General features: G+C 71.6%; 18 protein-coding genes. 17 read left to right on the forward strand and 1 reads right to left on the reverse strand.

Annotated features, from left to right (window positions below):
• The first annotated feature begins 12 nt into the window (after window positions 1–12).
• The 11 genes from AB0K07_RS05670 to ahcY all read left to right on the forward strand — a co-directional run bounded on the left by AB0K07_RS05670 (window position 13) and on the right by ahcY (window position 10,281).
• A complete protein-coding gene (locus AB0K07_RS05670; protein ID WP_363751210.1) occupies window positions 13–393 on the forward strand; it encodes a hypothetical protein in 381 nt (126 codons plus the stop codon).
• A gap of 94 nt (window positions 394–487) precedes the next feature.
• Complete coding sequence (locus tag AB0K07_RS05675) at window positions 488–1,090, forward strand: DinB family protein (RefSeq protein ID WP_363751211.1); 603 nt, start codon at window positions 488–490, stop codon at window positions 1,088–1,090.
• A gap of 56 nt (window positions 1,091–1,146) precedes the next feature.
• Entirely contained in the window at window positions 1,147–1,395 is a 249-nt protein-coding gene (locus tag AB0K07_RS05680) for a hypothetical protein (RefSeq protein WP_363751212.1), read from the forward strand.
• A gap of 59 nt (window positions 1,396–1,454) precedes the next feature.
• Window positions 1,455–2,153, forward strand: a complete 699-nt coding sequence (gene nfi, locus AB0K07_RS05685; RefSeq protein WP_363751213.1) for a deoxyribonuclease V — start codon at window positions 1,455–1,457, stop codon at window positions 2,151–2,153.
• 164 nt (window positions 2,154–2,317) lie between these two features.
• Window positions 2,318–3,370: a hypothetical protein gene (locus tag AB0K07_RS05690; protein WP_363751214.1), complete on the forward strand. Its 1,053-nt coding sequence runs from the start codon at window positions 2,318–2,320 to the stop codon at window positions 3,368–3,370.
• Window positions 3,371–3,438: 68 nt separating this feature from the next.
• Entirely contained in the window at window positions 3,439–4,824 is a 1,386-nt protein-coding gene (locus AB0K07_RS05695) for a phosphomannomutase/phosphoglucomutase (protein WP_363751216.1), read from the forward strand.
• A 61-nt stretch (window positions 4,825–4,885) separates the two neighbouring features.
• Complete coding sequence (locus tag AB0K07_RS05700) at window positions 4,886–5,071, forward strand: Trm112 family protein (RefSeq protein WP_030490836.1); 186 nt, start codon at window positions 4,886–4,888, stop codon at window positions 5,069–5,071.
• A complete protein-coding gene (locus AB0K07_RS05705) occupies window positions 5,068–6,264 on the forward strand; it encodes an SIS domain-containing protein (RefSeq protein ID WP_089017611.1) in 1,197 nt (398 codons plus the stop codon). The genes AB0K07_RS05700 and AB0K07_RS05705 overlap by 4 nt, the downstream gene beginning before the upstream one ends.
• 67 nt (window positions 6,265–6,331) lie before the next feature.
• Window positions 6,332–7,339, forward strand: coding sequence for a cation diffusion facilitator family transporter (locus AB0K07_RS05710; RefSeq protein WP_363751218.1), 1,008 nt, complete (start codon window positions 6,332–6,334; stop codon window positions 7,337–7,339).
• Window positions 7,340–7,342: 3 nt separating this feature from the next.
• Window positions 7,343–8,506 carry a mannose-6-phosphate isomerase, class I gene (manA, locus tag AB0K07_RS05715; protein WP_363751219.1) on the forward strand — a complete coding sequence of 388 codons (1,164 nt, stop codon included), beginning with the start codon at window positions 7,343–7,345 and terminating at the stop codon, window positions 8,504–8,506.
• A gap of 275 nt (window positions 8,507–8,781) precedes the next feature.
• A complete protein-coding gene (gene ahcY / locus AB0K07_RS05720; RefSeq protein WP_363751220.1) occupies window positions 8,782–10,281 on the forward strand; it encodes an adenosylhomocysteinase in 1,500 nt (499 codons plus the stop codon).
• Window positions 10,282–10,374: 93 nt separating this feature from the next.
• Here the strand turns inward: ahcY and AB0K07_RS05725 are convergent, their stop codons facing one another.
• Window positions 10,375–10,527 (reverse strand): hypothetical protein, encoded by a 153-nt coding sequence (locus AB0K07_RS05725; protein ID WP_363751221.1) that lies wholly within the window; start codon window positions 10,525–10,527, stop codon window positions 10,375–10,377.
• A gap of 159 nt (window positions 10,528–10,686) precedes the next feature.
• On the opposite strand from AB0K07_RS05725, the gene efeU reads away from it, so the two are divergent.
• From efeU to AB0K07_RS05755, 6 genes are all read left to right on the forward strand, one after another.
• Window positions 10,687–11,643, forward strand: coding sequence for an iron uptake transporter permease EfeU (gene efeU, locus AB0K07_RS05730; protein ID WP_363751223.1), 957 nt, complete (start codon window positions 10,687–10,689; stop codon window positions 11,641–11,643).
• A gap of 21 nt (window positions 11,644–11,664) precedes the next feature.
• Window positions 11,665–12,798 (forward strand): iron uptake system protein EfeO, encoded by a 1,134-nt coding sequence (efeO, locus tag AB0K07_RS05735; protein ID WP_363751224.1) that lies wholly within the window; start codon window positions 11,665–11,667, stop codon window positions 12,796–12,798.
• A 25-nt stretch (window positions 12,799–12,823) separates the two neighbouring features.
• Complete coding sequence (efeB, locus tag AB0K07_RS05740) at window positions 12,824–14,101, forward strand: iron uptake transporter deferrochelatase/peroxidase subunit (RefSeq protein ID WP_363751226.1); 1,278 nt, start codon at window positions 12,824–12,826, stop codon at window positions 14,099–14,101.
• A 222-nt stretch (window positions 14,102–14,323) separates the two neighbouring features.
• Entirely contained in the window at window positions 14,324–15,013 is a 690-nt protein-coding gene (gene mtrA, locus AB0K07_RS05745; protein ID WP_363751228.1) for an MtrAB system response regulator MtrA, read from the forward strand.
• A 12-nt stretch (window positions 15,014–15,025) separates the two neighbouring features.
• On the forward strand, window positions 15,026–16,783 hold the full coding sequence (gene mtrB / locus AB0K07_RS05750; RefSeq protein WP_363751230.1) for an MtrAB system histidine kinase MtrB: 1,758 nt from the start codon (window positions 15,026–15,028) through the stop codon (window positions 16,781–16,783).
• Window positions 16,780–18,588: an LpqB family beta-propeller domain-containing protein gene (locus AB0K07_RS05755; protein ID WP_363751232.1), complete on the forward strand. Its 1,809-nt coding sequence runs from the start codon at window positions 16,780–16,782 to the stop codon at window positions 18,586–18,588. The genes mtrB and AB0K07_RS05755 overlap by 4 nt, the downstream gene beginning before the upstream one ends.
• Window position 18,589: the final 1 nt, after the last annotated feature.

Here is an 18,589-nt window from a genome sequence, read left to right on the forward strand (position 1 = left end):
TACCAATCCCCTGTGAAGATCGTTCAAACTCCTGACGGCGGCGCCAGAGTGTGGCGGGTCTCCATCGAGACGGGTGGTTGGCAGGAGCGGAACGATTTCTTTGTGGAGATCACACTTGGCGTCGGGGGAGAAATTTTCCGCCGCACCCCCGAGGACTTCGTGCAGGAGGTGGAGCGCTTCCGTTCCCACTATCTCGATGGTGAAGGCCCGATCTTCGCCCTCTACGAGACGGTGCAGGCGATCAAGGATGTGGCGAAGGCGGAAGGGCGTCACCTGACGGCTAAAGAGCAGGCTCTCATCCGAGGGATCCGGCAGCGGACGTTCGTGATGTTCGAGGAGCAGCTGCGTGCCGCCGGCGATCCTGGCGCGGATCCACACCTGGCTGAGGGCTAGGCAACTTGTCGTTGCCGTACTGCCTTGCTCAACCTCGACGACGGCGAGGCAATCGAGGTTGCGGTTCCCGTCGCGGATCGACGAGGGTCGCCGTATGGCTGACTCCCTCGCCGACCCCGGCGCCGCAGCGAACACCGCCGATACCGAGCCGACCAGGACCTCCAGCTGGTTGGGCAGGTTCGCCCGCCCGGACGGCGACCCCAGCTCCATCAGCAGTCTGGTCGACGAGCGGAGCGTCCTCGTCGAGTTCCTGCGCGACCAGCGTCTGACGTTTCAGCTGAAGTGCGACGGTCTGGATGCCGAACAGCTGGCCCGGCGGCCGGTGCCCCCGTCGACGATGTCGCTGCTCGGTCTGATCCGGCACCTGGCCGAGGTGGAGCGCGGGTGGTTCCGGCGGACGATGGCCGGCCAGGACGCGCCCAGGCTCTACTGTTCGGACGACGATCCCGACGGTGACTTCGACGGTGCGGTGGCGGATCCGGAGGTGGTCGCGGAGGCGTGGCATGCCTGGCGGGCCGAGGTGGAGTTCGCGGAGCGGTTCGTCGAGGCGGCGGATCTCGGGGTGCAGGGGCGGCAGCGAAAGGGCAACATCATCGTGCTGCGTGAGCTGCTGGTGCACATGATTGAGGAGTACGCGCGGCACAACGGTCACGCTGACCTGTTCCGCGAGCGGATCGACGGCCGGGTGGGTCAGTGAGCGGCAGCGGAGTTCCGCTCGCCGTGGGTGTCGCCGTCTCCTAATACCATCGGGGGATGGCAGCAGACCCGGGGGCGGAGAAGGGCCGGTCCAATGCCTGGGCCTGGCCGGTCGGCATCCTGCTCGGCCTGGTGATCGGCATCCCCTCGTTCGGCTCGGCGGGCGGGGTCGCCTTCGGCGTTGCCATCGGCATCGCCTTCGCGATCGCCTTCGGTGCGACGAGGAAACCTGCCGAGGGGCACACCGGCGGTGACCAGGAGGGCAACGCCGCTGGGGACGACGCCGGCGGCCAGCGCCAACCGTGATCGACGCCGGATCGGGGATATCGCGGCATCGGGGGCGGTGGGACAGCCCGATGTCGCCGATGTCGAGTGGGTCATCGCGCGAGGCGGCGCCGACCGTGCAGCGAGAGGCCGCGGTGGAGGCCGCGGTGGCCGTACAGGAGGAGTTGCGGCCGCTGGTCGATCTGGTCGGGCCGGGGCCGACCGCGCCCGCGACGGTGGCCGGCCTGGACGTCGCGTACGCGAAGAGCGGCGACCTTCTCGCGGCGGCCGTGACCGTGCTGGACGCCCGGACGCTGGCCGTGGTGGACTCCGCGGTCAGCGTGGGCCGGCCCGCGTTCGGCTACGTCCCGGGATTGTTCGCCTTCCGTGAGCTTCCCGCGCTCCTCGCCGCACTGGACCGGCTGACCACCCGACCGGCCCTGCTGGTCTGCGACGGGCACGGGCTGGCCCATCCGCGCCGGTTCGGGCTCGCCTGTCATCTCGGGGTGGTGACCGGCCTGCCCACGATCGGGGTGGGGAAGACCCCGCTGGTCGGCGAGTGGGTTCCGCCGCCCGCCGAGCGGGGTGCCTGGTCGCCGTTGCGCGACGGGGACGACGTCGTCGGCCGGGTGCTGCGGACCCAGGCCGGGGTGAAGCCGGTCTTCGTCAGCGTCGGGCACCGGATGAGCCTGGCCAACGCCACCGCCCAGGTGCTCGCGCTGAGCCCCCGCTACCGGTTGCCGGAGACGACCCGGACCGCCGACCGGCTCTGCCGGGACGCCCTCGCCGGGGCGGGCTGACCGGCAGCGGCCCCGACAGCGGGCGGCTCCCGCGGCAGGTCGGCGGGCCGGGGTCGCAAACCGTAACGCCGCACACATGCCTGCCGCTCTATGACAGGTGGTGGGGGTGGCCCGGTAGTAGCCTGACCCGCGGACCCCACCCGGGGAGGAACGGTGAGGTGATCATGACGGTACGTCGGCGCGCGGCGCGTCTCGCGACGGTCTGCGGTCTGGTGGGCGGCCTGGTGATGCTCGGTGCGTCACCGGCGCTGGCCGACGGCGACTCCGTCCGGGTCGGTGCCGCCAGCAGCTTCGCCGCCGGTGGCTCCCCGCAGGGGGTGAACATCGCCGTGCGCAAGCGCTCCGACGGCTGTGTCCTGCTGCGTACCGCCCTGGGTCTGCGCCTTTCGGGTGTTCAGGCGGACCAGGTGACGGTGCAGGTCAACGCGGGCGGGCACTGGTTCCCGGTGCCCCTCTCCGGCGGTGACGGCAGCGTGGTGACCGGGCAGACCTCCCCGGCGAAGCCGACCCTGTGCAAGGGCAAGGGCATCACCGTGCGGTACCGGGTGGCATTCGCCGCTGGGGCGCCGGCCGGTCGGCTCGCGGTGACCGGCGTGGCCCTCAGCGCGGCCGGTCAGGAGTTGGGACGGGGTTCCGACTCGTCGAAGGTGACGAGCCGGGTCTCCGCGTCGCCCACCCCGACGCCGTCGAAGAAGCCGTCGCCCACCCCGAGCGTCACCACCGAGGCCGTCCCGGTGAACGAGGCCGCGCTGGGCGACGCGTCCACCGCACCCGACACCACGGCGACCGCGGCGGAATCGTCCGGCGGTTCGCCGATCATGTTCTTCGGCATCGCGATGGTGGCGGTCGGGCTGCTGCTCATCGTGCTGCTGTTCCGTCGCTCCCGTCAGGACCGGAAGCCGAGCGACGAGCTGTCCGGGCCGTTGCCGGGCAACCCCGGTGGCACCACCTACCGCTCCGGGGGTGGGTCGCCGGCCGCGCCGCCCGGTCAGCCTGGCCCGGTGTACGGGCAGCAGCCGCCGTCCGGCGGCTACGGGGCGGTGCCCACCCCCCGGCCCACGACCGGCGGGGTCTACGGTGCCCCGGCCGCGCCGGCATCGCCGCCCGACGCGACGCAGGCCATGCCGGGTACTCCGGGGGGTCGTCCTGGGCCCGACGACCCGCCCGCCGCCGCCGGCGGCGACCACACCGTGTTCATGCCCCGGCTCCCCGGCTGACCGGGGCCCGCCCTGGACGCTCCGATACGCTCAGGTTCGGTGGAACCTGCGGCCAAGGAGCGGAACCTGTGTCTGATCTGTCCCAGATCGTGAAGGCGTACGACGTCCGAGGGACGGTGCCGGACCAGTGGGACGAACGGGTCGCCGAAGCCCTCGGAGCCGCATTCACCCAGCTGCTCAACAGCACCGACGAGCCGGGCGACGCCGTCGTCATCGGGTACGACATGCGGGCCACCTCTCCCGGGCTGGCCGCCGCCTTCGCCGCCGGTGTCCGTGCCGAGGGACGCTCGGTGATCGAGATCGGGCTCGCCTCCACCGACCTGCTCTACTTCGCGTCCGGCTCGCTCGACCTGCCCGGTGCGATGTTCACCGCCAGCCACAACCCGGCGCAGTACAACGGCATCAAGATGTGCCGCTCCGGTGCCCGGCCGATCGGCCAGGACAGCGGTCTGGCGGAGATCCGTGACCGGGCCCAGGCCCTGCTGGCCTCCGGCGAGGCCCGCCCGGTCGGCGACCCGGTCCGGCCGGCCGAGCGGCGTGACCTGCTGCCGGACTACGCCGACTACCTGCGCAAGCTGGTCGACCTCTCCGGCATCCGGCCACTGAAGGTGGTCGTCGACGCCGGGAACGGGATGGGTGGGTTCACCGTCCCGACGGTGCTCGGCGACGCCGCCCTGGCGGCCCTGCCGCTGGAGATCGTGCCGCTCTACTTCGAGCTGGACGGCACCTTCCCCAACCATGAGGCCAACCCACTGGACCCGGCGAACCTGGTCGACCTCCAGCGGGCCGTGGTCGAGCACGGGGCCGAGATCGGGCTGGCCTTCGACGGCGACGCCGACCGGTGCTTCGTGGTGGACGAGCGCGGTGAGCCGGTCTCTCCGTCGGCGATCACCGCCCTGGTCGCGGCGCGTGAGCTGGCCAAGCACCCCGGTTCCACGGTGATCCACGGCGTGATCACCTCCAAGGCGGTGCCGGAGATCATCCGGGAGCACGGTGGGGAGCCGGTGGTCGCCCGGGTCGGGCACTCCTTCATCAAGGCGGAGATGGCCCGCACCAACGCGGTCTTCGGTGGCGAACACTCCGCGCACTACTACTTCCGGGACTTCTGGTTCGCCGACACGGGGATGCTCGCCGCGATGCACACGCTGGCCGCGCTCGGCGAGCAGTCGTTGCCGCTGTCCGTACTGGCCGGCGAGTACGAGCGCTACGTCGCCTCCGGTGAGATCAACTCGACGGTGGTCGACCAGGCGGCGGCGGTGGCCGAGGTGCGTGCCGCGTACCCCGAGGCCGTGGCAGACGAGATGGACGGTCTCACCCTGCGTTTCCCCGACGGCGCCTGGTTCAACCTGCGAGCGTCCAACACGGAGCCGCTGCTGCGGCTCAACGTCGAGGCGCCCACCCGTGAGCGGATGGTCTCGCTCCGGGACGAGGTGCTGGGCCGGGTTCGCCGATAAGATCGCCTGCGCCGGTCGGCACCGCCGCCGGTCAAGCCGCACACGTGGAAGGAGCCGTGCCATGGCCCTGGATCCGCAGTTGCTCGAGATCCTCGCCTGTCCGGACACGCACCACGCCCCGCTCACCTACGACGCCGAGGCGCAGACGCTGACCTGCACGGAGTGCGGCCGGATCTTCGAGGTCCGCGACGACGTGCCGGTGCTGCTGCTCGACGAGGCGCGCGGCGGCCCCGGGCAGCCGTCATGATCGACGGTACGGCCGGGGTCAGCGGACGTCGCGACGCTGACGAGGCCCTGCTGGACAGCCCCGAGGCACTGGCCGAGCACGACCCGGGCGGCATGCTCCGGCACACCGCCTCGGCCGGCGCGCAGGTCCGTGAGTCGGCCGCACTGGCCGCCGAGGCGAACCTCGCGGTGCTCGCCGACGACGGGCGGCCCCGGGCCGTGGTGATCGCCGGCATCGGCACCGCCGGGCGTACCGGGGACGTGCTCGCCACGGTCGCCGGGCCGCGCTGCCCGGTCCCGGTCATCGCGCACCGCAGCGCCGGCGTACCCGGTTGGGTTGGCGCGGCCGACGTGGTCATCGCGGTGAGCGCGTCCGGTCGCAGCCCGGAGGCGCTGGGCGCCGCCGAGGCGGCACACCGGCGTGGTGCCCGGCTGGTCGCGGTGGGTGCCCCCGACTCGCAGTTGCAGTCGGTCGCCGAGCGGGCCCGGGCGCCGTTCATCCCGGTGCCCCGGCGCGCCCCGGCCCGGGCCAGCCTGTGGGCGCTCACCGTGCCGGTCCTGCTCGCCGCCCGTTCCCTCGGGCTGGTGAAGGTCAACGAGGCGGACCTGGCGGAGACGGCGGCCCGGCTCGACGCGGACGCCGACCGCTGCCGGTCCACCGCCGAGTCCTTCGTCAACCCGGCGAAGTCACTGGCCCTGGGCCTGGCCGGCTCGGTCCCGATCGTCTGGGGTTCGTCCCCGCTGGCCACCGTGGCCGCCCGCCGGTTCGGCGACACCCTGTCGGCCAACGCCCGCTACCCGGTGGTCACCGGGGCGCTCGGCGAGGCCGGCCGGGGTCGGGTCGGGCTGCTGGACGGTGTCTTCGGCGGCCTGGCCGAGGGGGAGCGGGACATCTTCGCCGACCCGGCGGAGGACGACGGCGAGGGGACCCGGCTGCGGCTGGTGCTGCTGCGCGACGGCGGGCTCAACGCCGAGGACGACACGGACGAGCCGCTGGCCGTCGAGGAGCGCCGCGCCGACGCGGTGCAGACCCTCGCCGAGCGCCGCGGTGTGCGGTGCGACGTGGTGACCGCCGAGGGTGGGTCGGCGCTGGAGCGGCTGGCCTCGCTGATCGCCGTACCGGACTTCGCCTCGATCTACCTTGCCCTGGCCCACGGGCTGGACCCGATGGCGGTACCCGCCATCACCGAAATGAAGGAGCTGTCGAACCAGTGAACGGACGTAGGGGGCGGCGCGGCATGCGCGGACCGGTCGGCTTCGTGCGGCGAAGCGGAGCGGTGGCATGAGCGCCAACGGTGGGACGAAGGCGATTGTCGCCGCCCTGCTGGCCAACATCGGCATCGCCGTCACCAAGTTCATCGCGTTCCTGCTCTCCGGTTCGTCGTCGATGCTGGCCGAGTCGATCCACTCGGTCGCCGACTCCGGCAACCAGGGCCTGCTGCTGCTCGGTGGCAAGCGCGCCAAGCGGGAGGCGACCCCGCAGCACCCGTTCGGGTACGGCCGGGAGCGCTACATCTACGCGTTCATCGTGTCGATCGTGCTGTTCAGCGTCGGTGGCCTGTTCGCCCTTTACGAGGCGTACCACAAGTGGGACCACAAGGAGGGCATCAAGTCCTGGCACTGGTTGCCGGTGGTCGTGCTGGTGGCAGCGATCATCATGGAGTCGTTCTCCTTCCGGACCGCCATCAAGGAGTCCAACCACATCCGGGGCAACCAGTCCTGGGTGCACTTCATCCGCCGGGCCAAGGCGCCCGAGCTGCCGGTGGTGCTGCTGGAGGACTTCGGCGCGCTGGTCGGTCTGGTGTTCGCGCTGTTCGGCGTCGGCATGACGCTGATCACCGGCAACGGCCGCTGGGACGCGGCCGGCACCGCCATGATCGGCATCCTGCTGGTGACCATCGCCATCGTGCTGGCCATCGAGACCAAGAGTTTGCTGCTCGGTGAGGGCGCCGAGTCCACCGAGGTGGCCGCCATCGAGCGCGCGATCACCGACGGCCCCGAAGTGGAGCGGATCATCCACATGAAGACGCTCTACCTGGGCCCGGAGGAGCTGATGGTGGCCGCGAAGATCGGGGTGCCGGCCTGCGAGAGCGCCGAGGAGTTGGCCCGGGGCATCAACGCCGTGGAGGCCCGGATCCGTGTGGCCGTGCCGATCGCCCGGGTGATCTACCTGGAGCCGGACATCTACAGCGCCGCCGCCGCCGAGGCCGGCACGGGTGCCGCCGCCAACACCGCCGTACCCCAACCGCAGGACGCGTCGGGCGAGGCGGCCGGGCGGCCCGGGGGCTGACGGGTGGAGCTGCTGTACGGACCGATCCGGGACTACGCCTGGGGATCCCGCTCGGCCATCGCGATGCTGCAGGGGCGGCCGGTGCCGAGTGCCGGCCCGGAGGCTGAGCTGTGGCTGGGCGCCCACCCGGGCGCCCCGGCCAGCGTGCAGCGGGCCGGTCTGCGGGTGAGCCTCTGCGACCTGGTGCGCGACGAGCCGGGGAAGTGGCTCGGCCAGCGGGTGTCCGACCGGTTCGGCACCCGGCTGCCGTTCCTGCTCAAGGTGCTCGCCGCCGACGCTCCGCTGAGCCTGCAGGCCCACCCGGACGCCGAACAGGCCCGGGTGGGCTACGCGGCGGAGGCGGGGCGGCCGCCGGGGGAGCGCAACTACTCCGACCCGCACCACAAGCCTGAGCTGCTGGTGGCGCTCACCCCGTTCGAGGCGCTGTGCGGCTTCCGGGACCCGACGGAGTCGGCCGAGGCGCTGGCCGCGTTCGGCGTACCGGCGTTGGCGCCGGTGGTCGCCGCGTTGCGGACGGGGCCGGTGGGGCTGCGCACTGCGGTGCAGTCGCTGCTCGCCTGGCCGGTGGCGGAGCGCGACGAGTTGCTGGGCTCGGTGCTGGCGGCGCCGGCCGACGGCCCGGACGCGGAGCTGGCCCGCCGCCTGGCTACGGCCTACCCCGGGGATCCGGGGGTGCTGGTCGCGCTGCTGCTGCACCACGTGCGCCTGGGGCCGGGGGAGGCGATCTGGATGCCCGCTGGCAATCTGCACGCCTACCTGAGGGGCTGCGGGGTGGAGATCATGGCGGCCAGCGACAACGTGCTGCGCGGCGGGCTGACCCCGAAGCGGATCGACGCCGACGAACTGCTGCGGGTGCTGCGCTTCGAGGTGCTGGAGGATCCGGTACGGAACGCGCAGCCGGTCGGCCCCGGGGTGGACTGCTGGCCGGTGCCGGTGGACGACTTCGCGCTGCACCGGGTGCGGGTCGGCGCGGCCGTGCCCTCGGTCACGCTGCCGCTGCCCGGTCCCCGGGTGGTGCTCTGCGGGGCCGGCTCGGTCACCGTGGACGACGGAGCCGGCGCGGTGACGCTCGTGTCGGGCCAGGCCGCGATCGGCATGGCGACCGGAGAGCCGCTGCGGATCAGCGGTGACGGTGAGGCGTACGTGGCGACGGCGGGACTGGGCTGACGCGCTCACCACCACGGCACAAGTCCGACTTTCCCGGAATAGCTTGACGCTGCCCTGCCTGAGTGTGAGTCTATGAGTACGCAGCGTTATCGCGACGACGGTCCGAGAACGTGCGGGGAACCAAACCGGGGGGATGCACGGGGCGGGCGGTAGTGGACGGAGTCTCTGTCCATCACCGACCGCCCCGTGCGCTGTCCGCCGACCGTCCCCGGGTGCCCGTCGCCGACGCGCGTAAGGTGGAGGGTCGGCGCAGACATCGTTCGACAGGAGCTTTCATGACCAGCACCCTCCCGGCGTCCGCCAGCGGTACGCCGTCCGAGGCCCGGCCGAGCACGCTCGCCGAGGGCGACTTCAAGGTGGCGGATCTGTCGCTCGCCGAGTTCGGGCGTAAGGAGATCCAGCTCGCCGAGCACGAGATGCCCGGCCTGATGTCGATCCGCCGGGAGTTCGCCGAGGCGCAGCCGCTCGCCGGCGCGCGGATCACCGGCTCCCTGCACATGACCATCCAGACCGCCGTCCTGATCGAGACGCTGGTCGCCCTCGGGGCGCAGGTGCGCTGGGCATCCTGCAACATCTTCTCCACGCAGGACCACGCCGCCGCCGCGATCGTCGTCGGCCCGAACGGCACCCCCGACGCCCCCGCCGGTGTCCCGGTCTACGCCTGGAAGGGCGAGACCCTCCCGGAGTACTGGTGGTGCACCGAGCAGGTGCTCGCCTGGCCGGACGGGCAGGGCCCGAACATGATCCTCGACGACGGCGGCGACGCCACCCTGCTGGTGCACAAGGGCGCCGAGTTCGAGAAGGCCGGGGTCGTTCCGCCGGTCGAGTCCGCGGACTCCGAGGAGTACGCGGTCATCCTCGAGCTGCTGCACCGCTCGCTCGGCGAGGACAACCAGCGCTGGACGCGGATCGCCGCCGGCATCAAGGGCGTCACCGAGGAGACCACCACCGGCGTGCACCGGCTCTACGAGATGCACCGGGCCGGCACGCTGCTCTTCCCGGCCATCAACGTCAACGACTCGGTGACCAAGAGCAAGTTCGACAACAAGTACGGCTGCCGGCACTCCCTGATCGACGGCATCAACCGGGCCACCGACGTGCTGATCGGCGGCAAGATGGCTGTCGTGATGGGCTACGGCGACGTGGGCAAGGGCTGCGCCGAGTCGCTGCGCGGCCAGGGCGCCCGGGTCGTGGTGACCGAGGTCGACCCGATCTGCGCGCTCCAGGCGGCGATGGACGGCTACCAGGTGGCCACTCTGGACGACGTGGTCGAGCAGGCGGACATCTTCATCACCGCCACCGGTTGCTTCAACGTCATCACGAACGAGCACATGGCCCGGATGAAGCACCAGGCCATCGTGGGCAACATCGGCCACTTCGACAACGAGATCGACATGGCCGGCCTGGCCAAGCGCTCCGACGTCGAGCGGGTCAACATCAAGCCCCAGGTGGACCTGTGGCGGTTCGCCGACGGGCACGCCATCATCGTGCTCTCCGAGGGTCGCCTGCTGAACCTGGGCAACGCCACCGGGCACCCGAGCTTCGTGATGTCGAACTCGTTCGCCAACCAGACGATCGCGCAGATCGAGCTGTTCACCAAGACCGAGGAATACCCGATCGGCGTCTACGTGCTGCCCAAGCACCTGGACGAGAAGGTGGCCCGGCTGCACCTGGGCGCGCTCGGCGCCAAGCTGAGCACGCTGACCAAGGAGCAGGCCGCCTACCTGGGCGTCTCTCCCGAGGGCCCGTTCAAGCCGGACCACTACCGCTACTGATCGACGCTTCCGTACCGGGTCGGCTGCTCTCGCGGCCGGCCCGGTTCGTCGTCTCCGCACCCGGTGTGGGCGGGCGGAGCCGGACCGCCGGGGTCAGCCCGAGCGGCGGCGGGTGGGTCGGAACCAGGTCCAGACGCACCAGGCCAGCCAGCCGAGCGAGACGGCGGTGGCCAGTGGCCGCAGACGCAGCGCGCTGAGAAGCAGCACCACCGCCAGGACCGTCAGCCATGGCAGGAATCCCTTCACGGCGGAGATCCTTCCACAGCGGGCATCGCGCCGGCCGATCGTCGACCGGCGCAGGGCCGGGTGAGCGTGTCAAGAACGACTTGACGAGGCCTCTGAACTGGAGGAAGGTATGGCTGCCCTAAGTTAGCTGAGCCGTACCTAACGAATCTCGGAGCTCGGATGTTCGCCACCTACCTGATCGGCCTGCGGGAAGGTCTGGAAGCGACCCTGGTGGTCAGCATCCTGGTCGCTTTCCTGGTCAAGTCGCAGCGCCGGGACCGGTTGCCCCAGGTCTGGGCGGGCGTCGGCCTGGCCGTGGCGCTCTCGGTGCTCTTCGGCTGGCTGATCGAGTACACCTCGACCTCGCTGCTAGCCCGTTCCGAGGACCGCGAGCTGTTCGAGGCGATCACCTCCGTGGCCGCCGTGGTCTTCGTCACCTGGATGATCTTCTGGATGCGCCGGGCGGCCCGCACCATCGCCGGCGAACTGCGCGGCAAGCTCACCGAGGCGCTGGCCGTCGGGTCCCTCGCGGTCGCCGGGATGGCCTTCCTCGCGGTGATCCGGGAGGGCCTGGAGACCGCGCTGATCTTCTACTCCGCTGCCCAGGGTGCGGCCGGCGACAGCGGGCCGCTACTGGCGCTCGTCGGCGGCATCGCCACCGCCGTGGCACTCGGCGTGCTGCTCTACGCGACCGCTCTGCGGATCAACCTCAGCAAGTTCTTCACCTGGACCGGCGCGCTGCTGATCCTCGTCGCCGCCGGCATCCTCAAGTACGGCGTGCACGACTTCCAGGAGGCCGGGGTCCTGCCCGGCCTGAACGATCTGGCCTTCGACATCACCACCGCGCTCGACCCCAGCACCTGGTACGCCGCGCTGCTCGCCGGGATGTTCAACGTGACCCCCGCGCCCACCGTGCTGGAGACGATCGCCTGGATCGGGTACGCCGTGCCGGTCCTCCTGCTCTTCCTGCGCCCGGCCCGCCGTACGCCGGCACCCGTCGCGGCGCCGACCGCGCCGGGGGGCGAAGCGGCCCCGACGACCGGCGCCAGCGACACCGCGACCACCACCACCGTCACCGAGCGCGGGGCCGACACCGGCACCGGGGCCGAGGCGGCGTCCACGCCGCAGCGCGCCTGACCACGAGGAGAGACAGCTCAGATGCGTACCACCCGATTCTTCGCGCTGGCCGCTGCCGGCGTGCTGGCCACGACCGGCGTCGCAGCCTGCTCCGACTCGGAGAAGGGTGACGCGACCGGTGCCGGCGGCCCGATCGTCGTCAAGGCCAGCGACACGGCCTGCGATGTCGGCACCACCGACCTCGGTGCCGGAACCGCCACCTTCAAGATCACCAACTCCGGTGCGAAGGTGACAGAGTTCTACGTGTACGCCTCCGGCGACCGGGTGATGGGCGAGGTGGAGAACATCGCCCCCGGGCTGAGCCGCGAGCTGCACGTGGAGCTGCCGGCCGGCACGTACGAGACGGCCTGCAAGCCGGGGATGAGCGGCAAGGGCATCCGGGGCGCGCTCAAGGTCAGCGGGTCGGCCCAGCCGCTGACCGCCGACGCCGCCCTGGCCGGCGCCACCGACAGCTACCAGCGCTACGTCAAGAGCCAGACCGCGGCACTGCTGGAGAAGACCGAGGAGTTCGTCACCGCGGTCAAGGCCGGCGACGTGGCGAAGTCCAAGGCGCTCTTCCCGGTCGCCCGCACCTACTGGGAGCGGATCGAGCCGGTGGCCGAGATCTTCGGTGACCTCGACCCCAAGATCGACGGCCGCGAGGAGGTCATCGAGGAGGGGATGGAGTTCACCGGCTTCCACCGGATCGAGAAGGACCTCTGGCAGTCCGGCGACATCAGCAAGGACGGCCCGATCGCCGACCGGCTGCTGGTCGACGTCAAGGAGATCGTGGCCAAGGCCAACGCGGAGAAGCTCTCCCCGCTCCAGCTCGCCAACGGTGCGAAGGAACTGCTCGACGAGGTGGCCAGCGGCAAGATCACCGGCGAGGAGGACCGCTATTCGCACACCGACCTGTGGGACTTCGCCGCCAACCTGGAAGGTTCCAAGGCTGCCGTGTCCGCCCTCCGCCCAGCGCTGGAGCAGCGCTCGCCGGAGCTGGTCAAGCAGCTGGACACCGAGTTCACCAACGTCGAGGCGCTGCTCGGCAAGCACCGCGACGGCGACGGGTGGAAGCTGCACACCGCGTTGAGCAAGGCCGAGCTCAAGGAGCTCTCCGACGGCATCAACGCGCTCGCCGAGCCGATCAGCAAGGTCGCCGCAGTCGTCGCCAAGTAACCGGACGCCAGGGAGAGTCGAACCGATGAGCGGGAGCAGGTTGACCCGACGGCGAGCGATCACGCTCGCCGGGGCCGGCGTGGCCGGAGTCGCCGGCGTCGCGGCCGGTGCCGGTGCGCTGATCAACGGCTCCCGTGACCCCGCCGCGGCCAGTGACCACCCGGCGGGGCAGGTGCCGTTCCACGGCGAGCACCAGGCCGGCATCGTCACTCCCGCCCAGGACCGGCTGCACTTCGTCGCCTTCGACGTGATCACGAAGGATCGCGCCCGGCTGGTCGAGCTGCTCCAGGAGTGGACGGCCGCCGCGGCGCGGATGACCGCCGGGCGTGACGCCGGGGTGCTCGGCGCGGTCGGCGGTATGCCGGAGGCCCCGCCGGACGACACGGGTGAGGCGCTCGGCCTGCCCCCGTCGCAGCTCACCCTGACCATCGGCTTCGGGCCGACGCTGTTCCGCGCCGCCGACGGCCGGGACCGGTTCGGCATCGCCGACCGGCGCCCGGCCGCCCTGGCCGAGCTGCCGAAGTTCCCCGGCGACGCGTTGCAGCCGCAGCTCTCCGGCGGTGACCTCTGCGTGCAGGCGTGCGCCAACGACCCCCAGGTGGCGGTGCACGCGATCCGCAACCTGGCCCGGCTCGGCATGGGTGTGGTGAGCGTCCGCTGGTCGCAGCTCGGCTTCGGCCGTACGTCGTCGACCTCGCGGGAGCAGGCCACGGCGCGCAACCTGTTCGGTTTCAAGGACGGCACGGCCAACCTCAAGGCCGAGGAGACCGACCTGCTGCGCGACCAGTTGTGGGTGCAGCCGGGCGACGGGCCGGACTGGATGACCGGCGGCTCGTACCTGGTCACCCGCAAGATCCGGATGCTCGTGGAGACGTGGGACCGGACGTCGCTGGCCGAGCAGGAGGAGATCGTCGGCCGGACGAAGGGCAGCGGCGCCCCGCTGGGCCGCACCGACGAGTTCGACGAGCCGGACTTCGCCGCGCGCGGTGACGACGGTCAGCCGGTGATCGCCGAGCACGCCCACGTGGCGCTGGCGCACCCCAGCCGCAACAACGGCGCGCACCTGCTGCGCCGCGGCTACAACTTCGTCGACGGCTCCGACGGGCTCGGCCGGCTCGACGCGGGCCTGTTCTTCATCGCCTACCAGCGGGATCCGCGCCGGCAGTTCGTGCCGATCCAGACCCAGTTGGCCCGGCACGACGTGATGAACGAGTACCTCCGGCACGTCTCCAGCGGCCTGTTCGCCTGCCCGCCCGGCGTACGCGACGGCGGCGACCACTGGGGCCGGGCACTCTTCGGCTGACGGCCGTCCGGATGGCGACATCGCGACCGGCCGAAGCGGCGGTGGCGTAGGGCGGCACCGAAGGGGGATCATGGGTAGCCCGGTCGGGCTTCATCTGCGCGCCGGGCCCCGCACCACGTGGCGCCGCCGCCGCGGGTCGTGGTGACACGCTTGCCGGCGGCGTGATCCGTTACCGGCTGACGCCGGTCCCACCGAACTGAACGGGGATGCAATATTAATCCCATGAGAGCCCGGGTACTGGTGGTCGACGACGACCCCGCGCTCGCCGAGATGCTCGGCATCGTGCTGCGTAGTGAGGGGTTCATGCCCTCGTTCGTGGCCGATGGTGAGCGGGCGTTGGCGGCGTTCCGCGACAGTCGTCCCGATATCGTCCTGCTCGACCTGATGCTGCCCGGGATGAGCGGCATCGATGTGGCCCGGTCGATCCGAGCCGAGTCCGGCGTGCCCATCGTCATGCTGACCGCCAAGAGCGACACCGTCGACGTGGTGCTCGGCCTCGAGTCCGGCGCCGACGACTACGTGGTCAAGCCGTTCAAGCCCAAGGAGTTGGTCGCCCGGATGCGGGCCCGGCTGCGCCGGGGCGAGGACGTGGCACCGGAGATGCTGACCATCGGGCCGCCCGGCAACCAGATCACCATCGACGTGCCCGCCCACACGGTCAGCCGCAACGGCGAGGAGGTGAAGCTGACCCCGCTGGAGTTCGATCTGCTGGTCGCGCTCGCCCGCAAGCCGCGCCAGGTCTTCACCCGCGAGGTGCTGCTGGAGCAGGTCTGGGGCTACCGGCACGCAGCCGACACCCGGCTGGTCAACGTGCACGTGCAGCGGCTCCGCGCGAAGATCGAGCCCGACCCGGAGCGGCCGGAAATCATCCTCACCGTGCGGGGCGTGGGCTATAAGGCGGGGACCGGATAGCCTGGTCACACTGTGTCAACCTCCCCGCCCCCGCACCCCCAGACGACGGCTGCCCGCCAGCACCACGCCGGCTGGGAGTTCTGGCGTGCGCTGAGCGGGCGGGCAGCCCGGATGGTGGCGCGGGTGCACCAGACCTGGCGTCGCTCACTCCAGGTCCGAGTGGTGACCATCACGCTGGTCGCCTCCAGCCTGCTGGTCGGCGGCTTCGCGTACCTGATCGCTGACAAGATCACGACCATCCTGCTCGACAACGCCCGCAGCGACGTCCGGTTGCGGGTGAACAGCGGTGCCGGCTACGCGGCCAAGCAGGTCTCCCTCTACGGCCAGCCGCAGGAGGCGCAGCTCCAGGAGACGATCGAGGACACGGTCAACTACCTGGCCGGCGGCGACCCCGAGCAGATCAGTGGCGTGGTGGTGGCGATCACCGCCGACGGCTATCCGAACGTCATCCAGACCCGGACGGCGCCGGCGGCGAACGTCCAGCCGTTGATCAGCCGGGACCTGCGGGCCGCGGTCGCCAGCGGCAAGGTGGCCAGCCAGATCCGCACCGGACGACTGACCGGGGAGCCCACGAAATACCTGGTCTACGGCTCGCCGGTGCCCACCCGGTTCGGTCAGATCGAGCTCTACTACCTGGTGCCGTTGACCCGGCAGGACGCCACCGCCGCCGACGCCCGAGCCACCGTGGTGGCCACCGGCGTCGCCCTGGTGATCCTGCTCGGGCTGCTCGCGGCCCTGGTCACCCGGCTGGTGGTCAACCCGGTCCGGGTCGCCGCACGGACGGCCCAGCGGCTCTCGGCCGGCCTGCTCGACCAGCGGATGGTGGTCAACGGCGAGGACGACCTGGCGCTGCTCGCCGCGTCGTTCAACCAGATGGCGACCAACCTGCAACGGCAGATCCTCCGCCTGGAGGAGATGTCCCGGTTGCAGCGCCGGTTCACCTCCGACGTCTCCCATGAGCTGCGTACCCCGTTGACCACGGTCCGGATGGCCGCCGACCTGATCTTCGCCGAGCGCGACGAGTTCGACCCGGCGGTCGCCCGCAGCGCCGAGCTGCTCCAGGCCGAGCTGGACCGCTTCGAGGAGCTGCTCACCGACCTGTTGGAGATCAGCCGGTTCGACGCCGGCTTCGCCATGCTGGACGCCGAGCCGACCGACCTGGTGCCGGTGGTGCACCGGGTGGTCGACCGGCTCGCCGGCCTCGCCGAGCGGGTGGGCGTACCGATCGAGCTGGACCTGCCGGGCACTCCGGTGATCGCCGAGGTCGACCCGCGTCGGGTCGAGCGGGTGCTGCGCAACCTGGTCGGCAACGCCGTCGAGCACGGTGAGGCCCGTCCGGTGCTGATCACCCTCGGCATCGACGAGACCGCTGTGGCGATCACGGTCCGGGACCACGGCGTGGGGCTCAAGGTGGGCGAGGAGAAGTTGGTGTTCAACCGGTTCTGGCGGGCGGACCCGTCCCGGGCCCGGCAGACCGGCGGCACCGGGCTGGGCCTGTCCATCAGCCTCGAGGACGCCCGGTTGCACGGCGGCTGGCTGGAGGCGTGGGGTGCGCCCGGGCAGGGCGCACAGTTCCGGCTCACCCTGCCGGCCCGCGCGGGTGACCGGTTGACCACCTCCCCGCTGCGGCTGGTGCCGTCCGACGCCGCGCTGCCGTTCGGCGGCCCCCGCGACGGCGGCCCGCTGGCCATCGGCCCCGGCGCCGGCGGCACGCTGGCGATCGGCCCCGCGCCGGCCGGGGACGGAGAGCGGGCGGAGGTGCGATCGTGAGGCGGCAGGCCCTGGTCGGGGCACTCGGCGCGGCGCTGCTGCTGGGAGGCGCGGGATGCGGTATCCCGGCGTCGTCCGACGTGCGGGTGGACGGCAAGGCCGGGACCGCGACGGAGGCCGGCTCGGTCAACGGCGGCAGCAGCGAGCCGCCGACGCGTACGGCCAGCGGCAGCGACACCGAGGCGTTCGTGCGCAACTTCCTGTCCGCCGCCGCTGGCGAGCCGGACCGGGCCTACGAGCGGGTCAAGCTGTTCGTCGCCCCGGAGCACCAGTCCCGGCTGCAGGAGAAGAAGGGCAGCGAGGTCGCGCTGACCGTCGTCCGGCTGCAGGAGGCGGTCTTCACCGGCAACAGCGACTCGACCACCACCGTGCGGATCAAGGTGCAACAGCTTGGCCTGCTGCGAGCCAACGGCACCCTGGCCCCGCCCGTGGCGACCGAGACGGGGTACGAGTTCAAGGTGCGCAGCGCGGCGTTCGGCGGCGACGACGAGCGCGCCGGCCTGTACGTCCTCGACCCGCCGAACGTCCTGCTGCTCAGCGACAACGCGCTCCAGCAGTACTACCAGGACGAGTCGATCTACTTCTGGAGCTCCGACGGCAGCCGGCTGGTGCCCGACCAGCGTTACCTGCCGCTGGCCGTACCGAACGAACGTCGGGTCAACGAGGTCGTGAAGTGGCTGGTCGGTGGCCCGTCCGACTGGCTGCGCCCCGGCGTCGTCGGGCTGCCCGACGGCACCGAGCTGATCAACAACGCCACCGGCGCGAACGGCCGGTGGGAGGTCAACCTGGACATGTCCGGTGACGACCAGAGCCGGGTCGACCAGCTGATGACTCAGCTCGCCTGGTCGCTCGGCGACCTGCAGGGCAAGCTGGATCTGAAGATCCGCAACAACTCGCAGCCCGTGCAGGATCTGAACGAGCGCCGGTTGTCCGAGCCGCTCTACCCGGTCACGGAGGGCCCGCAGCGGTTCGGCGTGTACGAGGGCGCGATCCGCCCGCTCGACTTCGTCGGCGAGCCCAGCGGCGCCGTGCCGCTGGCGGCCGAGGTCAACCGCAACATCGTGTCCGCCAACCTGGCGCGGGCCGATGGCCGGGTCCTCGCCGCGCTGGTGGTCACCGGAGGCAAGGGCCGGCAGCGACTCGCGGTGGGCACCGGCCGCGAACCGGGCCCGGGGCTCAACCGGAGCGCGTTGGAGTACAGCTCCGTCAGCCGTCCGGTCTGGCTGCGTACGGTCGATCCCCGCCCTGGGCGGGGCCTGGTGGTGGCCGACGGCCGGCTCTACCGCTTCGACGAGGCGGCCCAGATGTTCCAGGTGCCGCTCAACCTGCCCACCGCCGAGGTCACTGCGGTGGCCGCGTCGCTGGACGGCCAGCGGGTCGCCCTGATCGCCGGCGGCCGGTTGTACGTCGCGGCGGTCAACCTGGACGGCGGCGGCGTCTCCATCGGCCCGCCCCGGCCGCTGGTCACCTCGCTGACCGGTCTCAGCGCCGTGGACTGGAGCAGTGAGGGCCGGCTGGTGGTGGCCGGGTCGGCCGGCCAGCCGGCGATCTACGAGATCAGCGTCGACGGGACCCTGGAGACGCCGCTGAAGACCGACGTCGGTGCCAAGGTCAACCACCTGACGGCGTACCCGACCAACCGCAACGTGTCGCTGCCCAGCGTGGGGTACATGTACGAGGCGAACGGGGTGGCCTATCGCAGCAGCCCGTTCGAACGGATCGACGTCGAACAGGTACGGGACATCACCCCACCGCCGAGCGGAATCCGCCCGAGCAACCCGTCGGCCCCGTTCTTCCTCTACTGAC

The sequence above is a fragment of the Micromonospora sp. NPDC049301 genome (assembly GCF_040678715.1).
In the GTDB taxonomy this organism is placed as follows: domain Bacteria; phylum Actinomycetota; class Actinomycetes; order Mycobacteriales; family Micromonosporaceae; genus Micromonospora.

Bases quoted from the DNA above. Each gene is read 5' to 3' on its own strand.
- AB0K07_RS05675 (WP_363751211.1), top strand. From the start codon at position 488: ATGGCTGACTCCCTCGCCGACCCCGGCGCCGCAGCGAACACCGCCGAT.
- AB0K07_RS05680 (WP_363751212.1), top strand. From the start codon at position 1,147: ATGGCAGCAGACCCGGGGGCGGAGAAGGGCCGGTCCAATGCCTGGGCC.
- nfi (WP_363751213.1), top strand. From the start codon at position 1,455: ATGTCGAGTGGGTCATCGCGCGAGGCGGCGCCGACCGTGCAGCGAGAG.
- AB0K07_RS05690 (WP_363751214.1), top strand. From the start codon at position 2,318: ATGACGGTACGTCGGCGCGCGGCGCGTCTCGCGACGGTCTGCGGTCTG.
- AB0K07_RS05700 (WP_030490836.1), top strand. From the start codon at position 4,886: ATGGCCCTGGATCCGCAGTTGCTCGAGATCCTCGCCTGTCCGGACACG.
- AB0K07_RS05705 (WP_089017611.1), top strand. From the start codon at position 5,068: ATGATCGACGGTACGGCCGGGGTCAGCGGACGTCGCGACGCTGACGAG.
- AB0K07_RS05710 (WP_363751218.1), top strand. From the start codon at position 6,332: ATGAGCGCCAACGGTGGGACGAAGGCGATTGTCGCCGCCCTGCTGGCC.
- ahcY (WP_363751220.1), top strand. From the start codon at position 8,782: ATGACCAGCACCCTCCCGGCGTCCGCCAGCGGTACGCCGTCCGAGGCC.
- efeU (WP_363751223.1), top strand. From the start codon at position 10,687: ATGTTCGCCACCTACCTGATCGGCCTGCGGGAAGGTCTGGAAGCGACC.
- efeO (WP_363751224.1), top strand. From the start codon at position 11,665: ATGCGTACCACCCGATTCTTCGCGCTGGCCGCTGCCGGCGTGCTGGCC.
- efeB (WP_363751226.1), top strand. From the start codon at position 12,824: ATGAGCGGGAGCAGGTTGACCCGACGGCGAGCGATCACGCTCGCCGGG.
- mtrA (WP_363751228.1), top strand. From the start codon at position 14,324: ATGAGAGCCCGGGTACTGGTGGTCGACGACGACCCCGCGCTCGCCGAG.